Source organism: Stenotrophomonas mori, assembly GCF_023556335.1.
Classification (GTDB): Bacteria; Pseudomonadota; Gammaproteobacteria; order Xanthomonadales; family Xanthomonadaceae; genus Stenotrophomonas; species Stenotrophomonas mori.
Genome location: NZ_JAIKTS010000001.1, coordinates 1 through 19,942, shown reverse-complemented (window position 1 = coordinate 19,942; position 19,942 = coordinate 1). Strand labels below are relative to the sequence as shown.

Sequence of the window (19,942 nt, the reverse complement as noted above, 5' to 3'; positions counted from 1 at the left end):
CGGACTCAGGGGACGGCGGCGGGCGGCTCGGACTCCAGCAGCGGCTGCAGGTCCGCCCCGGCCTCGGCCGGGCGGACCGCCGGCAGGCGGGTGACCAGCAGGGTGGTGCCCGGCACCAGCACATCGTACAGGCGGCGGGCGAAATCGGCCGGCAGCTGCACCGGCAGCGTCGGCTGCTCCAGCAGGTCCGGCATCCCGACACCGGACTCGCCGAGCAGCGGATAGGCGGTCCAGCGGTGGCGGCGGCGCTGCGGATCCAGCGGACTGGGCCGGTCATCCATTTCCTGCCCCATCACGAACAGCGTGGTGCCGTCCAGCGCCGGCAGGCCGTCCAGGCCGATCGGCGATTCGGCGATCGGCACACCGTCGCGCAGCACGTAGATACGGCGGTCATGCAGGCTGACCAGGATGCCCACCTGCCCCTGCGGCGACAGGCTGTCGTCCCAGTACGGCTCCGGTGCCTCCGGCAGCGGCGCCAGCGGCGCGCCGCGCGCACTGACCGGGGCCAGCACCGCCGGGTACACCAGGGTCATGGGCGAGCTCTTGGCATCGGCGACCACCACGGTGTCGCCACGGCGGGTCTCGGCGAACAGCTTCTGCGCGAAGGCCTGGGGCAGGCGCACGCAGCCGTGCGAGGCCGGATAACCGGGCAGGGACCCGCCATGCAGGGCGATGCCGTCCCAGGTCAGCCGCTGCATGTAGGGCATCGGCGCGTTGTTGTAGAGGTTCGAGCGGTGATCCTTGTTCTTCTGCAGGATCGTGAAGACACCCGTCGGCGTCTCATGCCTGGGCTTGCCCGAGCTGATGGTGGTCATGCCGATGGCGATGCCGTTGCGGTAGGCGTAGGCGCGCTGCTCGTCCAGGCTGACCACCAGCACGATCGGGCCGGCCGGCGATATTTCCGGGTGCCAGAGGTACTGCCCCGGCCTCAGCGCCAGCGGATCGCCGTCCGCCGATGCCGGTTGCGCCGCGAGCGGCACCGCCATCGCCAGCGCCAGGCCGCCCAGCATCGCCAGGACACGCCCTCTCCAGCCCTTCCTGTTTCCAGCCATCGCCACGTCCACGCGGGGGGAGCCCCAGCGTAGCGCACGTCCGCGCCGGCCCGCAGCCGGGCGCCACCGTCCCCGGGGCGTCGGCGGTCACCGGCCGGCCTGCGTCCGGCCCGGTTGCGGCCGCCCCCGCAGCGCCGGGACCCGGGGAATGCGGCAGCGGCGCCTGTCGCGGACCTGCCCGCCGGGGCCTGGAGCCTGGGCCACGGGCACCGCCACGGTGCCGGGAGGCACGGGATGCGCCCCCGCACAGACCCTATCCACGGCGGGGGAAGCGCCCCAAAAAAGTTCGCCCGGCTGCACGTCACTGTGCAACACCGGGCGAGTTCACATCCCTGTAGGCATCCTGCCTCTCCCCAGCCTCCTGGCCCTTCCGGGGTACTCCGCGTGACCGTCATCCAGACAGTGCACGTATTGCCATGTCCTGCCGTCAGCGCCGCTCGATCGCGGGCTCCGCGGCCGTCCCGGCTTCCCTGGCGGCGCTGGTGGCACCAGCCCCCACACCGATCAGGTCGCGATTCCGTTCGACGGTCTTCAACCCGATGCCCTTGACCAGCGCCAGTTCATCGACGCTCTTGAAGGGACCGTTGGCCTGCCGGTAATCGACGATCGCCTGCGCCTTGGCGGCGCCGACGTTCACCAGCACCTGGTCCAGTTCCGTGGCGGTGGCGGTGTTGATGTCGACCTTGTCGGCGGCAAGCGCCGGCCCGTTCAACACCATCGCCAGGACCAGTGACCTCAGCATCACGGTGAAAAGCTTCATCGCTGCAACTCCTTGTGGCTTGGACTGGAATGCCGGCATCCCCGCCGGCCAGACCAGTGTTCCGCGCCACATGAACGCAGCCTATCCGCGACGCCGCCAAGCCGCAGCCGGCAGACCACCCGATTCTTTGTAGGAAAAATCCTACAAAGCGGAGCGCGTAGAATGGCCCGATTCCACTTTTGCAACCGGAGTTCCCGAATGGACAGCGCCAAGCTCGGCCAATTCCTCAACGACAAGTGGGACAGCGACATCGTCCCGCAGCTGGTCGACTACATCCGCATCCCCAACAAGTCGCCGATGTTCGATGCGGACTGGGTCGCCAACGGCTACATGGAGCAGGCGGTCACGTTGATGGAGGACTGGGCGCGGGCGCAGGCGATTCCCGGCCTGCAGGTCGAGGTGGTGCGCCTGGAGGGCCGCACGCCGCTGATCCTGCTCGAGATCCCGGCCACCGGCCCGGAAACCGGCGAGGACACCGTGCTGCTGTACGGGCACCTGGACAAGCAGCCGGAGATGACTGGCTGGGACGACGACCTCGGCCCCTGGAAGCCGGTGCTGCGTGGGGACAAGCTGTACGGCCGCGGCGGCGCCGACGACGGCTACGCCATCTTCGGCTCGCTGGCCGCGGTGCTGGCGCTGCAGGAGCAGGGGCTGCCGCACGCCCGCTGCGTGGTGCTGATCGAGGCCTGCGAGGAGTCCGGCTCCTACGACCTGCCGGCCTATGTGGACCACCTGGCCGAGCGCATCGGGCAGCCGTCGCTGGTGGTGTGCCTGGATTCGGGCTGCGCCAACTACGACCAGCTGTGGTGCACCACCTCGCTGCGCGGAATGGTCGGCGGCAACTTCACCGTCAAGGTGCTGGAGGAAGGCGTGCACTCCGGCGACGCCTCCGGCGTAGTGCCCTCCAGCTTCCGCCTGCTGCGCCAGCTGCTGTCGCGGATCGAGGACGAGGACAGCGGCCGCATCCTGCTCGACGGCCTGCACGCGGACATCCCCGCCGAGCGCCGCGAACAGGCCCAGCGCGCCGCCGAGGTCGTCGACACCGCGGTGTTCGACAAGTTCCCGATGGTCCAGGGCCTGGTGCCGATGGACGAGGACCTCACCGAGCTGGTGCTCAACCGCACCTGGCGCCCCGCGCTGTCGGTGACCGGCATCGGCGGCATGCCGGCGCTGGCTTCGGCCGGCAACGTGCTGCGCCCGGAAACCGCGGTGAAGCTGTCGCTGCGGCTGCCGCCGACCGCCGACGGCAAGACCTGCGGGGAACTGCTGAAGGAAGCGCTGCTGCGTGATCCGCCGAACGGCGCCCAGGTCACCCTGGAGCTGGAGAAGTCCTCCACCGGCTGGAACGCGCCGGCGATGGCGCCGTGGCTGGAGAAATCCATCGACGACGCCAGCCAGGCCTTCTTCGGCAAGCCGGCGATGTACATGGGCGAAGGCGGCTCGATCCCGTTCATGGGCATGCTCGGCGAGAAGTTCCCGGGTGCGCAGTTCATGATCACCGGGGTGCTCGGCCCGCATTCCAACGCCCACGGCCCCAACGAGTTCCTGCACATTCCGATGGGCAAGCGGGTGACCGCCTGCGTCTCCAAGGTGCTGCTCGACCACCATGCCGCCAGCCTGCGCGGCGAGACCAGCGGTTCGCCGGTGGCCGCCGACAGCGGCACCCGCCACGGCGACCACGGCTGCTGCTGAGCCGGGCCATGACGCGCGCAGCCCGGCCTTGCTAGGCTGCGCTTTTCCCGAGGGGCGTACGCATGGGCGGACTGTTTGGAAGCGACAGCTGGCTGTACATCATCCTGGTCGGCTTCGTGGTCGGCCTGCTGGGGCGCTTTTTCATGCCCGGCAACAACCGCATGGGCTGCCTGCTGACCATCGTGCTCGGCATCGCCGGCGCGGTGTTCGCCGGCTGGTTCGGCCGCGAGATGGGCTGGTATGCCGCCGGCCAGCCGGCCGGCTTCCTCGCGGCCATCGTCGGCGCGGTCGCCCTGCTCGCACTGCTGCGGCTGGTCAGCGGCAGGCGCTGACGGCCCACCGCGCACCTTCCACCCGCCGCGTCCAGCGCGGCGCCGGCGCCCGCGTGGCGCACCTGCGAGCACGTTCGACCTGAATTTGATGACTCCGGATACCTCCCTCCTGCCGCAGCGCGCGCGGCAACGGTTGCAGTGGGCCCGCGCCCGGCTGGGCGACGCTACCGCCGGCATCGAGCGCGCATCGGTGGATGCCGGGCTGCGCAGCTACTGGCGCGTCACCGGCCGCCAGGACAGCCACATCGTCATGGATGCCCCTCCCGGGCTGGAGGATCCGCGGCCATGGCTGCGCATGCGCACGCTGCTGCTGGAGCATGGACTGCGGGTGCCGGCCGTGCTCGCGCAGGACCTGGACGCCGGTTTCCTGCTGCTGGAGGACCTCGGCGCGCTGACCCTGGCGCGGCTGCTGGATGCCGACAATGCCGACGACTGGTTCGAGCGCGCCATGGGACAGCTGCTGCGCCTGCAGGCGATTCCGGTGCCGGAGGGCTTCGGGTGCTTCGACGAGGCGCTGCTGCAGCGCGACGCCGGCCTGTTCGACACCTGGTTCCTGCAGCGCCACCTGGGCCTGGTGCTGGACGCGGCCGAAGCCGATGAGCTGCAGCAGGCACAGCGGTGGCTGATGGCCAACGCTTTGGGGCAGGCGCAGTTGATGGCCCACCGCGATTTCATGCCGCGCAACCTGATGCCCGCCGCCGACACCGAGGGCTGCATCGGCCCTGCGGTGCTGGACTTCCAGGACCTGGTGCGCGGACCGGTGGCCTACGATCCGGTCAGCCTGTTCAAGGACGCCTTCCTGAGCTGGCCGCTGCAGCGGGTGGACGGCTGGCTGGCGCGCTACCACGAACGTGCCCTGGCCGCCGGCCTGCCGGTCCCCGACCGCGCCACCTTCCTGCGCGATGCCGACTGGATGGGCGTGCAGCGGCACCTGAAGATCCTCGGCATCTTCGCCCGGCTGCACTACCGCGACGGCAAGAGCCACTACCTGGACGATGCACCGCGCTTCATCGCCTACCTGGACGAAGTGCTGCCCCGCCACCGCCCGCTGTCCGGCCTGCACGCCCTGCTGGAACGGCGGATCAAGCCGGCCCTGGCCGAACGGACCGGTCGATGAAGGCCCTGGTCTTCGCCGCCGGACTGGGCGAGCGCATGCGCCCGCTCACCGAGCACACCCCGAAGCCGCTGCTGCGGGCCGGCGGCAAGCCGCTGATCGCCTGGCACCTGGAGCGGCTGGCCGCAGCCGGAGTGCGCGACGTGGTGGTCAACACCTCCTGGCTGGCCCCGCAGTTCCCCGCCACGCTGGGCGACGGCAGCCGCTGGAACCTGCGCCTGCACTATGCCTACGAGGGCCCCACTCCGCTGGAAACCGGCGGCGGCATGCTCAACGCCCTGCCCCTGCTCGGGGAAGCGCCGTTCCTGGTGGTCAACGGCGACATCTGGACCGACTTCGACTTCGCCAGCCTGCCGCGCGAACCGCAGGGCGAAGCGCACCTGGTGCTGGTGGACAACCCGCCCCAGCACCCGCAGGGCGACTACCGCCTCGATGCCCACGGCCGGCTGCACCATGACCGTCATGGCCCGTGCCTGACCTATGCCGGCATCGGCATCTACCGCCCCTCGCTGCTCGCCGCCTGGCGCGAAGTGATCGGCGAGCCCCCGCGCGGCGACCACGACCGTCCCCGCTTCAGCGTGGTTCCCCTGCAGAAGCACCATATGGCGCAGGGCCGCATCAGCGGCCAGCACTACCGCGGCCACTGGACCGACGTCGGAACCCCGCAGCGCCTGCAGGCCCTGGAAACCACCCTGCGCGACCGCCTGTAGCCGCCGTCGCAGGCCACCGTCCCGCAGCGGGGCGTGGCCCCGCTCTACCTCGAGAACCTCAGGCCCTGTAGCGCCGGGCCATGCCCGGCGGAGACGTTACCGGCACTGCCACAGCGGGGCGGGGCCCCGCTCTACCTCGAGAGCCTCAGGCCCTGTAGCGCCGGGCCATGTCCGGCGGAGGCGTTACCGGCAATGCCGCAGCGGGGCGGGGCCCCGCTCTACCTCTCGAGAACCTCAGACCCTGTAGCGCCGGGCCATGCCCGGCGGAGGCGTTACCGGCAATGCCACAGCGGGGCGGGGCCCCGCTCTATCTCTCGAGAACCTCAGGCCCTGTAGCGCCGGGCCATGCCCGGCGGGGCGTTATCGGCAATGCCACAGCGGGGCGGGGCCCCGCTCTACCTCGAGAATCTCAGGGCCTGCAGCGCCGGGCCATGCCCGGCGGGGCGTTACCGGCAATGCCACAGCGGGGCGGGGCCCCGCTCTACAGGGGCCCCCCGCGCACTGTGGCGGCGGGCCGGCGCTACCGGCTGCCACGGCGGGGCGTAGCCCCGCCCTGCAGGGAAGATCCGGTGTCTTGTGGCGCGGAAGCGCTCAGGACAGGTCCAGCACCTTGCGCAGGAACGGTACGGTGACCCGCCGTTTGGCCGCCAGCGATTCGCGGTCGAGGCGTTCCAGCAATGCGAGCAGGCCGGCGAGGTCGCGTTCGGCGTGGGTCAGCAGCCAGTCGATGGCGGCTTCGTCCAATGCCAGTCCGCGCCGCGCGGCGCGTGCGCGCAGTACCGCGCCGCGGCCGGCATCGTCCAGCGCCGCCAGCACGATGCGCCCGCACTGCGCCAACCGCGAGCGCAGGTCGGGCAGCACCAGGCCCAGGGCGTCGGGCGCGAGGGTGGCGGTGTACAGCAGGGTCACCCCGGCCGCGCGCGCGCGGTTGTGGAACTCGAACAGCGCGACCTCGTCCGCACGCTGGCCGGCGATGGCGTCCAGGCCGTCCAGCGCGACCAGCCCGCGCCCCTCCAGGGCCTCCAGCGCGTCGCCCATGCGGCCTGCCGCGGCCTGCAGCGGCAGGTAGGCGGCGCTGCGCCCGGCCTGCTCGGCGGCGGCGCAGGCGGCCAGTGCCAGGTGGGTCTTGCCGCTGCCGGCCGGGCCGGCCAGGTAGATCCAATCCTGCCCGGCGGCGGTGGCGGCGGCACGCAGCTGTGCCAGGGCGCCTTCGGGCGCACCGATGAAACTGTCCAATCGCTGGTCCGGCGGATAGCGCAGGGCCAGCGGCAACTGCGGCACGCTCACTTCGGTTCGATGTCCTTGAGGGCGCTGCCGCCGGCCTCGCTGGCCGGCCGCAGTACGATGGAACGCGCATGGCCGGCGTACAGTTCGCTCTGCCGGTAACGCTCATGGGCATAGCGCAGCAGTACGTTGATCACCGCCGCCGCCGGCAGTGCCAGCAGCATGCCCAGGAAACCGAACAGCTGGCCGCCGGCCATCACCGCGAAGATCACCGCCACCGGATGCAGCCCGATCTTGTCGCCGACGATGCGCGGGGTGAGCACGTAGCTCTCCAGCAGCTGGCCGATGGTGAACACCACGCCGATCAGCAGCAGCAGCTTCAGGTCCAGCCCCTGGGCCTGCACCAGTGCCGCCGCCAGCGCCAGCAGCACCCCGCTGGTGGCGCCCAGGTAGGGAATGAAGCTGATCAGCCCGGCGATCAGGCCGATCAGCAGCCCGAGGTTCAGGCCGGCCAGCGTGAGCCCGGCCGCGTAGACCACGCCCAGGGCCACCATGACCGCGATCTGGCCGCGGATGAAGGCGGCCAGCACCGCATCCGATTCGCGTGCCAGGCGCCCCACCGTCTCCACGTGGTTGCGCGGGATCAACGACGCCACCCGCTCCACCAGCCGGTCCCAGTCGCGCAGGAAGTAGTAGGTCAGGATCGGCAGCAGCGCCAGGTTCACCACCCAGGCGACCATCGCGAAGCCGGAGCGCGACACGAAGCCGAACAGCGTGGTCGCCGCGCCACCGGCCTGCTGCCAGTGCGCGCGCACCCACTCGACCAGCCGCTCCGGCGCCAGCCAGCCGAGGATCTCCACGCCGGTGCGCTGCTCGATCCACGGCAGCGCGGTGCCCATCAGCCACTCCTGGGCCTGCGGCAGCGCCGCGGCCAGGGTGAGGATCTGGCGCTGGATCATCGGCACCAGGATCAGCAGCGCCACCGCCAGCAGCAGGATCATCATCACGAACACCAGGACCACCGAGGTGTTGCGCGAGCAGCCGCGCGCCTCCAGCCGGTCCACCAGCGGGTCGCCCAGCCAGGCCAGCATCAGGGCGATGACGAACGGGGTCAGGATCGGCGCCAGCAGGCCCATCACCCACAGTCCGAAGGCACTGAGCACCACCCACTTCAGGCGCCGCAGGAACAGCGCGATCTCCGCCTCGGAGGAGCGGTTCATCGCAGCCGGTACTCGGCGGTGGGCGGAAGCGGTTCGTCGTCCAGCAGCGGCATCGCCGGCTCGAACGCGGCACTGCCACCCAGCATCCGGTTCAGTCCCTGCAGGCCGGTGATCAGCTCCAGGTCCAGCTCCAGCCGGTCGCCGGACGCCTGCACCGGCACGATCGAGCGGACCACCGCCAGCGACTGCAGGGTGGCGGCCACGCGCAGGTAGTCGTCGGCGCTGCGCAGGCCGGTGATGGCCACCCGGTAGACGCCGGCCGGGCCGGCCTCGGGCACCTTGGCATAGCGTTTGACCAGCGCCTCGGCGGCACCGTCGGCACCACCGGCCATGGCCCGCCGGGCATCGCTGTCGCGGGTGCTCCAGCGCCCCAGTTCGCGGCCGTCGTCGACGAACACCCAGTCGGCCATCCAGCCGCCGCCGCTGGCGCGGTACAGCTTGCCGACCAGCTGCATCGGCGGCGCGTAGCGCGAGGATGCCCGGGCAATGGCGGCGGTGTCCTGGCGCCAGATCGCGCCCACCAGGGCCTGCTCGGCGGCGCCCCCGCCGGGCAGGCCGAGACGGAAACCGCGCTCGACCGCACGGTCCAGCAGTGGCCGCGCCGCGTTGGCCTGCTGCACGCCGACCAGGCGCGGGCCGCTGCCGTCGTCGATCGCCATCCACACCACCGGCTTGGGCCGCGGCTGCGGCCACACCGGCAGGCCCAGCGCCGCCACCAGCCCGTCCACGTCGTCCTGGCGGAACCGGGCCACCAGCAGGGTCCGGAAGCTCGGCGCGCCGGTCGCCGACACGCTCTGGTCCTGGCGGTAGTCGTAGCTTTCCACCATGTCGCGGGCACCGCGCAGCGCCTGCGCCACGCCGGGGCGGGTCATGGCGCTGCGGTCGCCGGACAGCTTGCCCAGCACCGCGCCCAGGGCCCGCGACAGCGCGCCGTTGCGGTCGGCATCGCTCTGGCTGTTGACCGGCACCTCGGCCTGGTAGGGGTTCTGCGCGCTGGCGAGGTCGCCCTCGGTGCGCACGCCGGACTGCGCGGACGCAAGCGGCGCGGACAGGCCCAACGCCAGAAACAGGAAGAAAGCCAGGCTGCGACGCATTGAGGGGTCCATTGCTCGACGGTTCCGGGGGAATTGTTGCGCGAATGCGGCCTGGGCGCCAACGTGGCCTGTTAAAATCGCCCGTTGACCCCGCCAGTGCAGCCGACCGTGACCAGTTCCCCGACTTCCAGCAACTCTCCCCTGACCTACCGTGATGCCGGTGTGGACATCGACGCGGGCAACGCGCTCGTCGAGCGCATCAAGCCGCTGGTCAAGCGCAGCTTCCGCCCGGAAGTGATGGGCGGGCTGGGCGGCTTCGGCGCGCTGTTCGACCTGTCCGGGAAGTACCGGGAGCCGGTGCTGGTGTCCGGTACCGACGGTGTCGGCACCAAGCTCAAGCTGGCCCAGCAGCTGGGCCGCCATGACACCATCGGCATCGACCTGGTGGCGATGTGCGTCAACGACGTGCTGGTGCAGGGCGCCGAGCCGCTGTTCTTCCTGGACTACTTCGCCACCGGCAAGCTCGACATCGATACCGCCGCGGCGGTGGTGGGCGGCATCGCCAACGGCTGCACCGAGGCCGGCTGCGCGCTGATCGGCGGCGAGACCGCGGAAATGCCCGACATGTACGCGCCCGGCGAGTACGACCTGGCGGGCTTCACCGTGGCGGCGGTGGAGAAGAGCGCGCTGAAGGACGGCTCGGGCGTGCGCCAGGGCGACGTGCTGATCGGCATCGCCTCGTCCGGGCCGCACTCCAACGGCTACTCGCTGGTGCGCCGCATCTACGACCGCGCCGGCCAGCCCGCCGACCAGGTGCTGGAGGACGGGGTGGCGCTGGTGGATGCGCTGATGGCCCCGACCCGGCTGTACGTCAAGCCGATCCTGTCGCTGCTCAAACAGCATGGCGACGCCATCCATGGCATGGCCCACATCACCGGCGGCGGCCTGACCGAGAACATCGTCCGCGTGGTTCCCGACGGCCTGGGCGTGGACATCGACGCCCGCAGCTGGCCGCTGCCGCCGGTGTTCCAGTGGCTGCAGCGCGAAGGCAACGTCGCCGACAGCGAGATGTGGCGCACCTTCAACTGCGGCATCGGCTTCGTGCTGCTGGTGCCGGCCGACCAGGCCGGCGCCATCGGCGGCGCGCTGGACGCGCTGGAGCTGGCGCACTGGCGGATCGGCGAAGTGGTGCCGGCCGATGGCGACGCGCGCGTCCGCATCGGCTGATCCCTTCCCCCGCGAGACCCGCGCATGACTACCGTCCCCCCTCCCGCTCCGGCTCCGGCTGCTGCCGGCACGGACGACGCCGCGCAGCTGCGCCTGCTGTCGATCTTCCATTACGTGGTGGCGGCGCTGACCGGCCTGTTCTCGTTGTTCCCGGTGCTGCACCTGGTGATGGGGCTGGCCATGGTCAGCGGCCGGATGCCGTCGTCCTCCGGGGGCCCGGAACTGGAACCGCAGCTGGTCGGCTGGATCTTCGTCGTGTTCGCCGCCGTGGCCATCACCCTCGGCCTGGCGCTGGCCGCCAGCATCGCCTATGCCGGGCGCTGCCTGGCCCGCCGCCGGCGCCACACCCTGTGCCTGGTCGTGGCCGGCCTGTCCTGCCTGCTGATGCCCTTCGGCACCGTGCTGGGGGTCTTCACCCTGGTGGTGCTGCTGCGGCCGTCGGTCAAGGCGGCCTTCGCTTGAGCCGCCCGCCCGTCCCGTCGTCCGCCGCCACCGGGCCCGCGGCGCGGAGGCCGGCCGCCGGCGTCAAGATCGTCGCCTATGCGGCGGTCATCGCGGTGTTCGCGCTGACCTGGATCGCGCCGTTGTGGCCGCTGGAGCAGGCCCTGCACAGCAGCTTGACGGTGGCCGGGCTGGCCGCGCTGTGGTGGGTGGACCGGCGCTGGCCGCTGGACGCACCGGCCTTCGCCGCGGTCTGCGGGTTCCTTGCGCTGCATTGCATCGGCGCCCGCTGGCTCTATTCCAACGTGCCCTACGACGCCTGGCTGCATTCGCTGGCCGGCTGGTCGCCGGAGGCCGCCTTCGGCTGGCGGCGCAACCATTTCGACCGCCTCGTCCACCTGCTCTACGGCATCTGCTTCACTCCGGCGCTGGCGCAGCTGGCGCGGCATGCCTGGCCGGCGCTGCGTGGCGCCCACGCCGCCGCCCTGGCGGTGATGGCGGTGATGTGCTCCAGCCTGGTCTATGAATGGCTGGAATGGGGCATCGCACTGGCCCTGTCCCCGGAGGCCGCCGAAGCCTACAACGGCCAGCAGGGCGACATCTGGGACGCGCATGCCGACATGCTGCTGGCAACGCTCGGCAGCCTGCTGGCCGCGCCGCTTGCGGCGCGGAGCCGGCGATGAGCGCCCTGCCCCGCATCGCGGTGCTGGCCTCCGGCCGCGGCAGCAACCTGCAGTGCCTGCTCGACGGCATCGCCGGGGGCCGGCTGCAGGCACAGGTCGTCGGGGTGTTCTCCGACCGTCCCGGTGCCGCGGCGCTGGAGAAGGTGCCGCCGGCACAACGCTGGGCGCACGCGCCACGCGATGCCGGCAGCCGCGAGGCCTTCGATGCCGCGCTCGGCGACGCCGTCGCCGCGTGCGCGCCGGACTGGGTCGTATGTGCCGGCTACATGCGCATCCTCGGCGCCGGTTTCGTGCAGCGCTTCGAGCGGCGGCTGGTCAACATCCATCCCTCGCTGCTGCCGCTGCACAAGGGCCTGCATACCCATGCCCGGGCGCTCGAGGCCGGCGACGCCGAGCACGGCGCGAGCGTGCATTTCGTGGTCCCGGAACTGGATGCCGGGGCGGTGATCGCCCAGGCACGGGTGCCGGTGCTGGCCGGAGACACGCCCGACACCCTGGCCGCACGGGTGCTGGCGGTCGAACACCCGCTGCTGCTGGCGACCCTGCGGCTGCTGGTCGCCGGGCGCGTGACTGAACAGGCAGGCACGGTGCTGCTCGATGGTCAGTCCCTGTTTAGTCCACTGCGCCTAGATTCCCACGGAACCCTGAACGCCTGATCCGCACATGCCGCTGATGCGTGGGCTGGCATGATCCTTCCTCCCCTCCCGGCCGCCCGAGCATGATCACCGCCCTCCTCAGACCCATCGCGCTGGCCAGCCTGCTGGCCACGCTGCCGGCCTCCGCCCAGGATGCGCCGACCGTGGCGGCACCGGCCGTGCCCGCGGCCGACGGCGGCATGCCGCCGCCACCGCAATGGGACCCGCCACCGCTGGAGCCGTTCGTCGCCACCTACCAGGCCTTCTACAAGGGGCGGGAGGCCGGCGACGCCACCCTGCGCGTGACCCACGAGCAGGGCAGCCGCTGGCAGGTGGACATGGCGGTGCGTGGCCGGCGCGGGTTCGCCGGCATCCTCGGCCTGAACCTCGAACAGAGCACGGTCTTCGACAACCAGGAAACGGTGTACGTGCCGCTGAGCCAGAGCACGGTGAAGAAGGCCCTGTTCCTCGGCAAGAAGGTCACCGGCACCTACAACTGGCAGGAGCATGTGGCACAGTGGCAGGGCGACCTGAAGAAGGACCGCCGGCGCCCCATCGCCCTGCAGCGCGGTGACCAGAGCGCACTGCTGCTCAACCTGTCGCTGATGCGCGACGCCCGGCCGGGGCAGCCCCTGCGCTACCGCTTCGTCGACGTCGGCCGGGTGCGGCAGTACGAGTACCAGGCCGCCGACGCCACCGAGATCGTCCAGGCCGGCGATCTCAGCTACGACGCCCTGCGCGTCTACCGCACCAACGGCGGCAACGACGAGACCATCCTGTGGATCGCCAACGGCGTGCCGACCCCGGTACGCATCCTGCAGCGGGAAGACGGCGAGGACGCCATCGACCTGCGCCTGATCGAATATCAAGGAGCCTGAGCATGAAGACCTTCCTGCGCCCCCTGGTCCTGGCCGCGGCCGCCCTGGCCAGCCTCCCCGCCCTGGCGGTCGAGCCCTTCAGCGCCGATTACCAGGCCAGCTACATGGGCCTGCAGGCCAACGGCGTGATGACCCTGGCCGCGGAGAACGACGGCAGGTGGCGCTACAGCCTCCAGGTCAAGAACCAGCTCGCGGAACTGAGCCAGAGCACGCTGTTCGAGGAACACGAAGGCGGCCTGCGGCCGTTGAGCAGCCACGATGCCTCGGTGGTGCCGTTCAAGCGCCGCACGGTGGACGCGCGCTATGACTGGAACAGCAACCAGGCCACCTGGAGCGGCGACGTCAAGCCCGACCGGCGCGGACCGGTGGCACTGCGCAGCGGCGACATGGACGGCCTGCTGATCAACCTCGCCATCGCCCGCGATGTCGCCGACGGCAAGCCGCTGCGCTACCGGATGGTCGACGGCGGCCGGGTCAAGTCGCTGGCCTACCGGGTCATCGGCAAGGAGAACATGACCGTGGACGGCCGCACCGTGGAGGCGACCAAGGTCGCACGCACCGACGGCGACAAGGAGCAGATCGCCTGGATCGTCGCGGACATGCCGGTGCCGGTGCGGCTGCTGCAGCGCGAACGCGGCAAGGACGCACTGGACCTGACCATCAAGTCGCTGCACTGAAGCGGCCGGGCAACTCGCCCGACCCGCTCCGCCGCGCCCATGCCCCGGGTGGAGACGGCGGCGGAGGTCCGGACCACGGGGACCTCATGCCGCCCCTGCATGCAGCCTTCCGGGCCTTTTCCCGGGACGCCCGGGAAAACAAGAAGGCCGCCCCGAAGGGCGGCCTTTTTGTTGCGCCGTATGGCAGCCGGTCTTACTTGACCAGCTTGGCGATGGCCGCGCCCAGGTCGCCCGGCGAGCGGACGGTGACAACACCGGCAGCTTCCATCGCGGCGAACTTGCCTTCCGCCGTACCCTTGCCGCCCGAGGCGATCGCACCGGCGTGGCCCATGCGCTTGCCGGCCGGAGCCGACGCACCGGCGATGAAACCGACGACCGGCTTCTTCACGTGGTTCTTGATGTACTCGGCGCCGGCTTCCTCGGCGTCGCCGCCGATTTCGCCGACCATGATGATGCCTTCGGTCTGCGGGTCTTCGTTGAACAGCTTCAGGCAGTCGACGAAGTTCAGGCCGTTGATCGGGTCACCACCGATGCCGATGCAGGTGGACTGGCCCAGGCCGACTTCGGTGGTCTGCTTGACCGCTTCATAGGTCAGGGTGCCCGAACGCGACACGATGCCGATCTTGCCCGGCTGGTGGATGTGGCCCGGCATGATGCCGATCTTGCACTCGCCCGGGGTGATGACGCCCGGGCAGTTCGGCCCGATCAGCACGGTGTCCGGATGCGAACGGGTCAGCACGTTCTTGACGCGCAGCATGTCCAGCACCGGGATGCCCTCGGTGATGCAGACGATGACCTCGATGCCGGCGGCCGCGGCTTCCAGGATCGCGTCGGCGGCGTACGGCGGCGGCACGTAGATGACCGAAGCGTTGGCGCCGGTGCTCTGCACGGCGTCGGCCACGGTGTTGAAGACCGGCAGGTCGATGTGGGTGGTGCCCCCCTTGCCCGGGGTCACGCCGCCAACAACCTGGGTGCCGTACTCGATCATCTGGGTGGCGTGGAAGGTGCCCTGCTGGCCGGTGAAGCCCTGCACGATCACCTTGGTGTTCTTGTTAATCAAAACAGACATGGGAATTCCTTGGTGTCGGATCAGGCAGCGTTCTTGACAGCTTCAACGATCTTCTTGGCGCCATCGTTGATGTTGTCAGCCGGGATGATGGCCATGCCGCTGTCGCGCAGCAGCTGCTTGCCTTCTTCCACGTTGGTGCCTTCCAGGCGCACCACGACCGGCACCTTGACGCCCACTTCCTTCACGGCGGCGATGATGCCTTCGGCAATCATGTCGCAGCGGACGATGCCGCCGAAGATGTTGACGAAGATGCCTTCAACCTTGTCCGAGGACAGGATCAGCTTGAACGCTTCGATGACGCGCTGTTTGTTGGCACCGCCGCCCACGTCCAGGAAGTTCGCCGGCTCGCCGCCGTTGAGCTTGATGACGTCCATGGTGGCCATGGCCAGGCCGGCGCCGTTCACCATGCAGCCGATGTTGCCGTCCATGGTGACGTAGTTGATGTCCAGCTCCGAAGCGATCACTTCGGTCGGATCTTCCTGGGTCTTGTCGCGCATGGCGACCAGGGCCTTCTGGCGGAACGCGGCGTTGTCGTCGCTGTCGAACTTGCCGTCCAGCGCGTACAGGTTGCCGTCGTCCAGGATGGCCAGCGGGTTGATTTCAACCAGGGCCAGGTCCTTTTCGTTGAACAGGCGGTACAGGTTCACCATGATGCTGGCGAACTGGCCGGCCTGCTTGGCGGTCAGGCCCAGCTTGAAGCCGAAATCACGGCCGTGGTAACCCTGCACGCCTTCGACGAAGTCGACGTTCAGCGAGTGGATCAGCTCCGGGGTTTCAGCCGCGACCTGCTCGATCTCCACGCCGCCTTCCGAAGAAGCGATGTAGGTGATGGTCTTGGTGCCACGGTCGACCAGCACCGACAGGTACAGCTCCTTGACGATCTCGCCGGCGGTGGTCACCAGCACCAGGTTCACCGGCAGCTCGACGCCAGCGGTCTGGTAGGTGGCCATCTTGGTGCCGAGCATCTTGGCCGCAGCGGCCTTCACGTCGTCGGTGGTCTTGCAGAACTTGACGCCGCCAGCCTTGCCGCGGCCGCCAGCGTGGATCTGCGCCTTGACCATCCAGGGGCCCTGGCCCAGGGAGTTGGCAGCGGCAACCGCTTCGTCCGGGGTCGCAGCGACCTTGCCGGCCGGGACCGGGATGCCGTACTCGGCAAGCAGTTGTTTTGACTGGTATTCGTGGAAATTCATGCGTCACCGTGGGAAGGGGAACAACCGCCAGCGGCCGACAGGGCCATCGAATGGCTTTCCTGGACGCCGGGCGGGCCCGCCATTGTCGCCGACCGCGCCGCGTGGCGCAAAGAATCCGGCCCCGCGGCGGCCCTGCGCAGCCCGCCGCCGGACCCGCAGAGCACGCCACGGCGGGGCTCGCGGGGGCCGGAGCCGGCGTGCCCGGCCCCTATACTGCCGCCTGCCGCCCACCGACGGAGCCCGTACGCGTGCCCCACAGCCCCTCGCTGATCGACCGCATCGAATCGATACCGCGGCGCGAACTGTATTTCTTCGCGCTGTACCGGGTGCTGATCGCCAGCCTGATCGCGGCCCTGGTGTTCAGCCCGCTGAGCGCGCTGATGAGCGAGGCCCACCACCCGCCGCTGGCCCGCGCCGTCTCGCTCGGCTACTTACCGGTCGCGCTGGGCCTGCTGGCCTGGGGGCGCGACGAACGCTGGTTGCGGCCGCTGGTGTTCTGGGGGGCGATGGTCGACATCCTCGCCGCTACGCTGCTGACTCACGCCCTGCCCGGCGCCAGTGCCGGGATCTCGATGTCGCTGCTGTTCAACATCTCCGCGGCGGCCACGATGCTGCCGCTGTCGCGCGGCCTGCTGGCCGCACTGGCCGCCAGCGTCGCCACCGTCGTCGAATTCGCCTGGCGCGAGCTGGAGGCTGGCCCGGACACCCGCTCCGCGGCCGAGCTGGCCATGTTCATCACCAGCTACCTGGCACTGGCCTGGATCAGCCACCAGGTCGGCAGCCGCGCCCGCCGCAACCAGCAGCTGGCCGAGCGCCGCGGCGCCGAGGTCGCCAACCTGTTCGAGGTCAATGAACTGATCATCCGCCGCCTGCGCACCGGCGTCCTGCTGGTGGATGGCGACGGCCGCATCGTCCTGGCCAACGAAGCCGCCGCCGCGCTGCTCGAGGGCGGTGATGGCGACGGCGGTCTCGCCAGCGGCGACCTCCCCCTGGCGCAGGTGGCGCCGGAACTGGAACGACGGCTGCAGCGCTGGCGCAACGGCTGGGCCGGCGAGGAGCTGCCCCTGCGGCTGGCCGATGGCCAGGCCGAGGTGCAGCCACGCTTCGCACGCCTGTTCGCCAACAGCGACCAGGCCCTGCTGTTCCTGGACGACACCAGCGTGGTCTCGCGCCGCGCCGAGTCCCTGACCCTGTCCACGCTCGGGCGCTTCTCGGCGAGCCTGGCCCACGAGATCCGCAACCCGCTGGCGGCGATCAACTACGCCACCCAGCTGCTGAAGGAGTCCAGCGACCTCGGCCCGGACGACCAGCGGCTGCTGCAGATCATCCACCAGCAGTGCCAGCGCACCAACGGCATCGTCGAGAGCGTGCTGGCACTGGCCCGGCGCGAACGCGCCACCCCCGAGAACCTGGACCTGGCCAGCTTCGTGCGCCGCTTCGTGCTGGACTACCAGCAGACCCTTTCGGCCGAGACCGACGACGTGCGCTGCCTGGCGGACGCCTCCTCGGTGCCGGCGGTGATGGATCCCCGCCACCTGCACCAGGTGCTGACCGCACTGGTGCACAACGCGCTCAAGTACGGGCGCGACGGCGACGCGCCGGCACGGGTGCGGATCGAGGTGTCCAGCGCCGGCCGCCATGCCCGCATCGACGTCATCGACCAGGGGCCCGGCATTCCCGGGGCCGCCGCGGCGCAGCTGTTCCGCCCCTTCTTCACCACCTCCGAGCACGGCACCGGGCTGGGGCTGTACATCGCCGGCGAGCTGTGCCGCGCCAACCAGGCCCGGCTGGAGCATGTGCCGGCCGAGCGCGGCGCGCATTTTCGTATCGTCATGGCCGCCCCGCACGGCGCGCTGGCACCGGCCTGAGCCGCGCCATGCAGCGCCTGCGGTGTCCCGCGGACACGCCATCGGGCCAATGACGGGACATTCCGGACACGGTGCCGGAACGGTCGCCGCGGGGTGACGATCCGTGACCGACTCGGCTATCGTTCCGGACATGAATGTGACGCATAGCGCACTGGTCGTCGACGACGAACGGGATATCCGCGAACTGCTGGTCCTCACCCTGGGGCGGATGGGCCTGCGGACCAGCACCGCGGCCAACCTCGGGGAAGCCCGCGAGCTGCTGGCCCGCGACCGCTTCGACCTGTGCCTGACCGACATGCGCCTGCCCGACGGCAACGGCATCGACCTGGTAGCCGAGATCGTCCGCGACCATCCGCGTACCCCGGTGGCGATGATCACCGCGTTCGGCAGCATCGACCTGGCGGTGGAGGCGCTGAAGGCCGGCGCCTTCGACTTCGTCAGCAAGCCGGTGGACATCGACGTGCTGCGCGGCATGGTCCGGCATGCGCTGCAGCTCAACCACGGCGCGCCCGGTGCGGACCCGGCGGCGCCGGAACGCGCCTCGCGCCTGCTTGGCGACTCGCCGGCCATGGGGGAACTGCGCACCACCATCGCCAAGGTCGCGCGCAGCCAGGCGCCGATCTACATCCTCGGCGAATCCGGCGTCGGCAAGGAGCTGGTGGCGCGCACCATCCACGACCAGGGCGCGCGCGCCGCCGGCCCTTTCATCCCCGTCAACTGCGGCGCCATTCCCGGCGAGCTGATGGAAAGCGAATTCTTCGGCCACAGGAAGGGCAGCTTCACCGGCGCGCATGCCGACAAGCCCGGGCTGTTCCAGGCCGCGCAGGGCGGCACCCTGTTCCTGGACGAGGTGGCCGAGCTGCCGTTGCAGATGCAGGTCAAGCTGCTGCGTGCGATCCAGGAGAAGTCGGTGCGCCCGGTCGGCTCGGCCACCGAGGTGCCGGTGGACGTGCGCATCCTCTCGGCGACCCACAAGGACCTGGCGGCGCTGGTGAACGATGGCCGTTTCCGCCACGACCTGTACTACCGCATCAACGTGATCGAACTGCGGGTGCCGCCACTGCGCGAGCGCCGCGGCGACCTGCCGCAGCTGGCCGCGGCGATCCTCGAACGGCTCGCGCGCGCGCAGCAGGCACCGCCGCCGCCGCTGTCGCCCAGCGCCCTCGACGCACTCGCCGGCCACGCCTTCCCCGGCAACGTGCGCGAGCTGGAGAACATCCTCGAACGCGCGCTGGCGCTGTTCGATGGCGACAGCATCGACGCCCACGACCTGGGCCTGCCCGCCGCGTCCAGCGAGGTGCTGGTGGCCAGTGCTGCCAGCACAGGCGAGGACGCCGGCGACGGGAGCGAGGCCGGGACCGCCGCGCTGCCCTCCTACATCGAACAGCTCGAGCGCGCCGCCATCCAGAAAGCCCTGGAAGAGAACCGCTGGAACCGCACCCGGACCGCGGCGCAGCTGGGCATCACCTTCCGCGCCCTGCGCTACAAGCTGAAGAAGCTGGGCATGGAATAGGCGGCCGCGGGCGCCCCGCGCCCGCGATCAACCCGCCGCGTCCAGCCAGGCGGCGACCGCCACGGCATCGAACGGCCATTCCAGCTCCTGGCCGGCCGCACCGCGCAGCACCGGGACCCGCACGCCATAGCGCGCTTCCAGGGCCGCATCGCCGTCGATGAACACGCTTTCGAACTCGGGCAGCCGCGCCTGCGCCAGCACCGCCAACGCCTGGTCGCACAGATGGCAGTCGTCGCGCTGGTACAGGATCAAGGCCATGGCGGCTCCTCGCGGATCGGATGCTGCGCTGCGGGCAAGGCCGCCGGCAGCGACACCGTAGAATAGCCCGTCCCCGAAACACGCTGCGAAGCCACACGCATGTCCGTCAGTACGTTCGACCTGTTCAAGATCGGCATCGGCCCGAGTTCCTCGCACACGGTGGGCCCGATGCGCGCGGCCGAGCGCTTCGTCCACCGCTGGCTGCTCGATCCGGGCAGGCTCCAGGACGTGGTGCGCTTCCGCGCCGAGGTGTTCGGCTCGCTGGCCCTGACCGGACGCGGCCACGGCACCGACACCGCCGTGCTGCTCGGCCTGGAGGGCCACCGCCCCAACCTGATCGATCCGGACATCATTCCCGACACCCT

21 protein-coding genes are annotated in these 19,942 nt (G+C 70.6%); 13 read left to right on the top strand and 8 right to left on the bottom strand.

Going from position 1 to position 19,942, the window contains the following annotated elements:
- Positions 1–5: 5 nt before the first annotated feature.
- Together K5L01_RS00105 and K5L01_RS00100 are read right to left on the bottom strand one after the other, a co-directional pair.
- Entirely contained in the window at positions 6–1,052 is a 1,047-nt protein-coding gene (locus K5L01_RS00105; protein WP_425603802.1) for a L,D-transpeptidase, read from the bottom strand.
- 427 nt (positions 1,053–1,479) lie between these two features.
- Positions 1,480–1,884, bottom strand: coding sequence for a ComEA family DNA-binding protein (locus tag K5L01_RS00100; protein WP_250060811.1), 405 nt, complete (start codon positions 1,882–1,884; stop codon positions 1,480–1,482).
- Positions 1,885–2,010: 126 nt separating this feature from the next.
- On the opposite strand from K5L01_RS00100, the gene K5L01_RS00095 reads away from it, so the two are divergent.
- The 4 genes from K5L01_RS00095 (at position 2,011) to murU (ending at position 5,660) form a co-directional block, all read left to right on the top strand.
- Positions 2,011–3,504, top strand: a complete 1,494-nt coding sequence (locus K5L01_RS00095; RefSeq protein WP_250060809.1) for a M20 family metallopeptidase — start codon at positions 2,011–2,013, stop codon at positions 3,502–3,504.
- 62 nt (positions 3,505–3,566) lie between these two features.
- Positions 3,567–3,836, top strand: coding sequence for a GlsB/YeaQ/YmgE family stress response membrane protein (locus K5L01_RS00090; RefSeq protein ID WP_250060807.1), 270 nt, complete (start codon positions 3,567–3,569; stop codon positions 3,834–3,836).
- Between the two features lie 88 nt (positions 3,837–3,924).
- On the top strand, positions 3,925–4,953 hold the full coding sequence (locus K5L01_RS00085) for an aminoglycoside phosphotransferase family protein (RefSeq protein WP_250060805.1): 1,029 nt from the start codon (positions 3,925–3,927) through the stop codon (positions 4,951–4,953).
- Positions 4,950–5,660 carry an N-acetylmuramate alpha-1-phosphate uridylyltransferase MurU gene (murU, locus tag K5L01_RS00080; RefSeq protein ID WP_250060803.1) on the top strand — a complete coding sequence of 237 codons (711 nt, stop codon included), beginning with the start codon at positions 4,950–4,952 and terminating at the stop codon, positions 5,658–5,660. The genes K5L01_RS00085 and murU overlap by 4 nt, the downstream gene beginning before the upstream one ends.
- Positions 5,661–6,251: 591 nt before the next feature.
- On the opposite strand, the gene hda is transcribed toward murU, so the two are convergent.
- The 3 genes from hda to K5L01_RS00065 are packed head-to-tail and all read right to left on the bottom strand — an operon-like array spanning position 6,252 to position 9,198.
- Positions 6,252–6,947 carry a DnaA regulatory inactivator Hda gene (gene hda / locus K5L01_RS00075; RefSeq protein WP_250060801.1) on the bottom strand — a complete coding sequence of 232 codons (696 nt, stop codon included), beginning with the start codon at positions 6,945–6,947 and terminating at the stop codon, positions 6,252–6,254.
- Positions 6,944–8,104, bottom strand: a complete 1,161-nt coding sequence (locus K5L01_RS00070; RefSeq protein WP_250060799.1) for an AI-2E family transporter — start codon at positions 8,102–8,104, stop codon at positions 6,944–6,946. Before K5L01_RS00070 ends, hda begins: the two co-directional genes overlap by 4 nt.
- Positions 8,101–9,198 carry a DUF2066 domain-containing protein gene (locus tag K5L01_RS00065; protein WP_250060797.1) on the bottom strand — a complete coding sequence of 366 codons (1,098 nt, stop codon included), beginning with the start codon at positions 9,196–9,198 and terminating at the stop codon, positions 8,101–8,103. The genes K5L01_RS00070 and K5L01_RS00065 overlap by 4 nt, the downstream gene beginning before the upstream one ends.
- 141 nt (positions 9,199–9,339) lie before the next feature.
- Between K5L01_RS00065 and purM the strand changes: the two genes are divergently transcribed.
- From purM to K5L01_RS00035, 6 genes are all read left to right on the top strand, one after another.
- Positions 9,340–10,365: a phosphoribosylformylglycinamidine cyclo-ligase gene (purM, locus tag K5L01_RS00060; RefSeq protein WP_272494056.1), complete on the top strand. Its 1,026-nt coding sequence runs from the start codon at positions 9,340–9,342 to the stop codon at positions 10,363–10,365.
- 24 nt (positions 10,366–10,389) lie between these two features.
- Positions 10,390–10,827 carry a hypothetical protein gene (locus K5L01_RS00055; protein ID WP_250060793.1) on the top strand — a complete coding sequence of 146 codons (438 nt, stop codon included), beginning with the start codon at positions 10,390–10,392 and terminating at the stop codon, positions 10,825–10,827.
- The gene (locus K5L01_RS00050; protein ID WP_425603801.1) at positions 10,824–11,489 is read left to right on the top strand and encodes a DUF2238 domain-containing protein; all 666 of its coding nucleotides are present in this window, start codon (positions 10,824–10,826) and stop codon (positions 11,487–11,489) included. Before K5L01_RS00055 ends, K5L01_RS00050 begins: the two co-directional genes overlap by 4 nt.
- The gene (gene purN, locus K5L01_RS00045; RefSeq protein ID WP_250060791.1) at positions 11,486–12,145 is read left to right on the top strand and encodes a phosphoribosylglycinamide formyltransferase; all 660 of its coding nucleotides are present in this window, start codon (positions 11,486–11,488) and stop codon (positions 12,143–12,145) included. Before K5L01_RS00050 ends, purN begins: the two co-directional genes overlap by 4 nt.
- Positions 12,146–12,207: 62 nt before the next feature.
- Positions 12,208–13,002 carry a DUF3108 domain-containing protein gene (locus K5L01_RS00040; RefSeq protein WP_250060789.1) on the top strand — a complete coding sequence of 265 codons (795 nt, stop codon included), beginning with the start codon at positions 12,208–12,210 and terminating at the stop codon, positions 13,000–13,002.
- A 2-nt stretch (positions 13,003–13,004) separates the two neighbouring features.
- Complete coding sequence (locus K5L01_RS00035) at positions 13,005–13,679, top strand: DUF3108 domain-containing protein (protein WP_250060787.1); 675 nt, start codon at positions 13,005–13,007, stop codon at positions 13,677–13,679.
- 193 nt (positions 13,680–13,872) lie between these two features.
- On the opposite strand, the gene sucD is transcribed toward K5L01_RS00035, so the two are convergent.
- The gene (gene sucD / locus K5L01_RS00030; protein ID WP_250060785.1) at positions 13,873–14,748 is read right to left on the bottom strand and encodes a succinate--CoA ligase subunit alpha; all 876 of its coding nucleotides are present in this window, start codon (positions 14,746–14,748) and stop codon (positions 13,873–13,875) included.
- Positions 14,749–14,768: 20 nt separating this feature from the next.
- Positions 14,769–15,938, bottom strand: a complete 1,170-nt coding sequence (gene sucC, locus K5L01_RS00025; protein ID WP_004154430.1) for an ADP-forming succinate--CoA ligase subunit beta — start codon at positions 15,936–15,938, stop codon at positions 14,769–14,771.
- Positions 15,939–16,186: 248 nt separating this feature from the next.
- On the opposite strand from sucC, the gene K5L01_RS00020 reads away from it, so the two are divergent.
- Both K5L01_RS00020 and K5L01_RS00015 read left to right on the top strand, forming a co-directional pair.
- Positions 16,187–17,806 (top strand): sensor histidine kinase, encoded by a 1,620-nt coding sequence (locus K5L01_RS00020; protein WP_250060783.1) that lies wholly within the window; start codon positions 16,187–16,189, stop codon positions 17,804–17,806.
- A gap of 130 nt (positions 17,807–17,936) precedes the next feature.
- On the top strand, positions 17,937–19,319 hold the full coding sequence (locus tag K5L01_RS00015) for a sigma-54-dependent transcriptional regulator (RefSeq protein ID WP_250060781.1): 1,383 nt from the start codon (positions 17,937–17,939) through the stop codon (positions 19,317–19,319).
- A gap of 27 nt (positions 19,320–19,346) precedes the next feature.
- Here the strand turns inward: K5L01_RS00015 and K5L01_RS00010 are convergent, their stop codons facing one another.
- The gene (locus K5L01_RS00010) at positions 19,347–19,577 is read right to left on the bottom strand and encodes a glutaredoxin family protein (protein ID WP_250060779.1); all 231 of its coding nucleotides are present in this window, start codon (positions 19,575–19,577) and stop codon (positions 19,347–19,349) included.
- A gap of 99 nt (positions 19,578–19,676) precedes the next feature.
- Between K5L01_RS00010 and K5L01_RS00005 the strand changes: the two genes are divergently transcribed.
- A partial coding sequence (locus K5L01_RS00005) for a serine dehydratase beta chain (protein ID WP_272494007.1) occupies positions 19,677–19,942 on the top strand: 266 nt, incomplete at its 3' end.

Bases quoted from the DNA above. Each gene is read 5' to 3' on its own strand.
- K5L01_RS00105 (WP_425603802.1), bottom strand. From the start codon at position 1,052: ATGGCTGGAAACAGGAAGGGCTGGAGAGGGCGTGTCCTGGCGATGCTG.
- K5L01_RS00100 (WP_250060811.1), bottom strand. From the start codon at position 1,884: ATGTGGCGCGGAACACTGGTCTGGCCGGCGGGGATGCCGGCATTCCAG.
- K5L01_RS00095 (WP_250060809.1), top strand. From the start codon at position 2,011: ATGGACAGCGCCAAGCTCGGCCAATTCCTCAACGACAAGTGGGACAGC.
- K5L01_RS00090 (WP_250060807.1), top strand. From the start codon at position 3,567: ATGGGCGGACTGTTTGGAAGCGACAGCTGGCTGTACATCATCCTGGTC.
- K5L01_RS00085 (WP_250060805.1), top strand. From the start codon at position 3,925: ATGACTCCGGATACCTCCCTCCTGCCGCAGCGCGCGCGGCAACGGTTG.
- murU (WP_250060803.1), top strand. From the start codon at position 4,950: ATGAAGGCCCTGGTCTTCGCCGCCGGACTGGGCGAGCGCATGCGCCCG.
- K5L01_RS00070 (WP_250060799.1), bottom strand. From the start codon at position 8,104: ATGAACCGCTCCTCCGAGGCGGAGATCGCGCTGTTCCTGCGGCGCCTG.
- K5L01_RS00065 (WP_250060797.1), bottom strand. From the start codon at position 9,198: ATGCGTCGCAGCCTGGCTTTCTTCCTGTTTCTGGCGTTGGGCCTGTCC.
- K5L01_RS00055 (WP_250060793.1), top strand. From the start codon at position 10,390: ATGACTACCGTCCCCCCTCCCGCTCCGGCTCCGGCTGCTGCCGGCACG.
- purN (WP_250060791.1), top strand. From the start codon at position 11,486: ATGAGCGCCCTGCCCCGCATCGCGGTGCTGGCCTCCGGCCGCGGCAGC.
- K5L01_RS00040 (WP_250060789.1), top strand. From the start codon at position 12,208: ATGATCACCGCCCTCCTCAGACCCATCGCGCTGGCCAGCCTGCTGGCC.
- K5L01_RS00035 (WP_250060787.1), top strand. From the start codon at position 13,005: ATGAAGACCTTCCTGCGCCCCCTGGTCCTGGCCGCGGCCGCCCTGGCC.
- sucD (WP_250060785.1), bottom strand. From the start codon at position 14,748: ATGTCTGTTTTGATTAACAAGAACACCAAGGTGATCGTGCAGGGCTTC.
- sucC (WP_004154430.1), bottom strand. From the start codon at position 15,938: ATGAATTTCCACGAATACCAGTCAAAACAACTGCTTGCCGAGTACGGC.
- K5L01_RS00015 (WP_250060781.1), top strand. From the start codon at position 17,937: ATGAATGTGACGCATAGCGCACTGGTCGTCGACGACGAACGGGATATC.
- K5L01_RS00010 (WP_250060779.1), bottom strand. From the start codon at position 19,577: ATGGCCTTGATCCTGTACCAGCGCGACGACTGCCATCTGTGCGACCAG.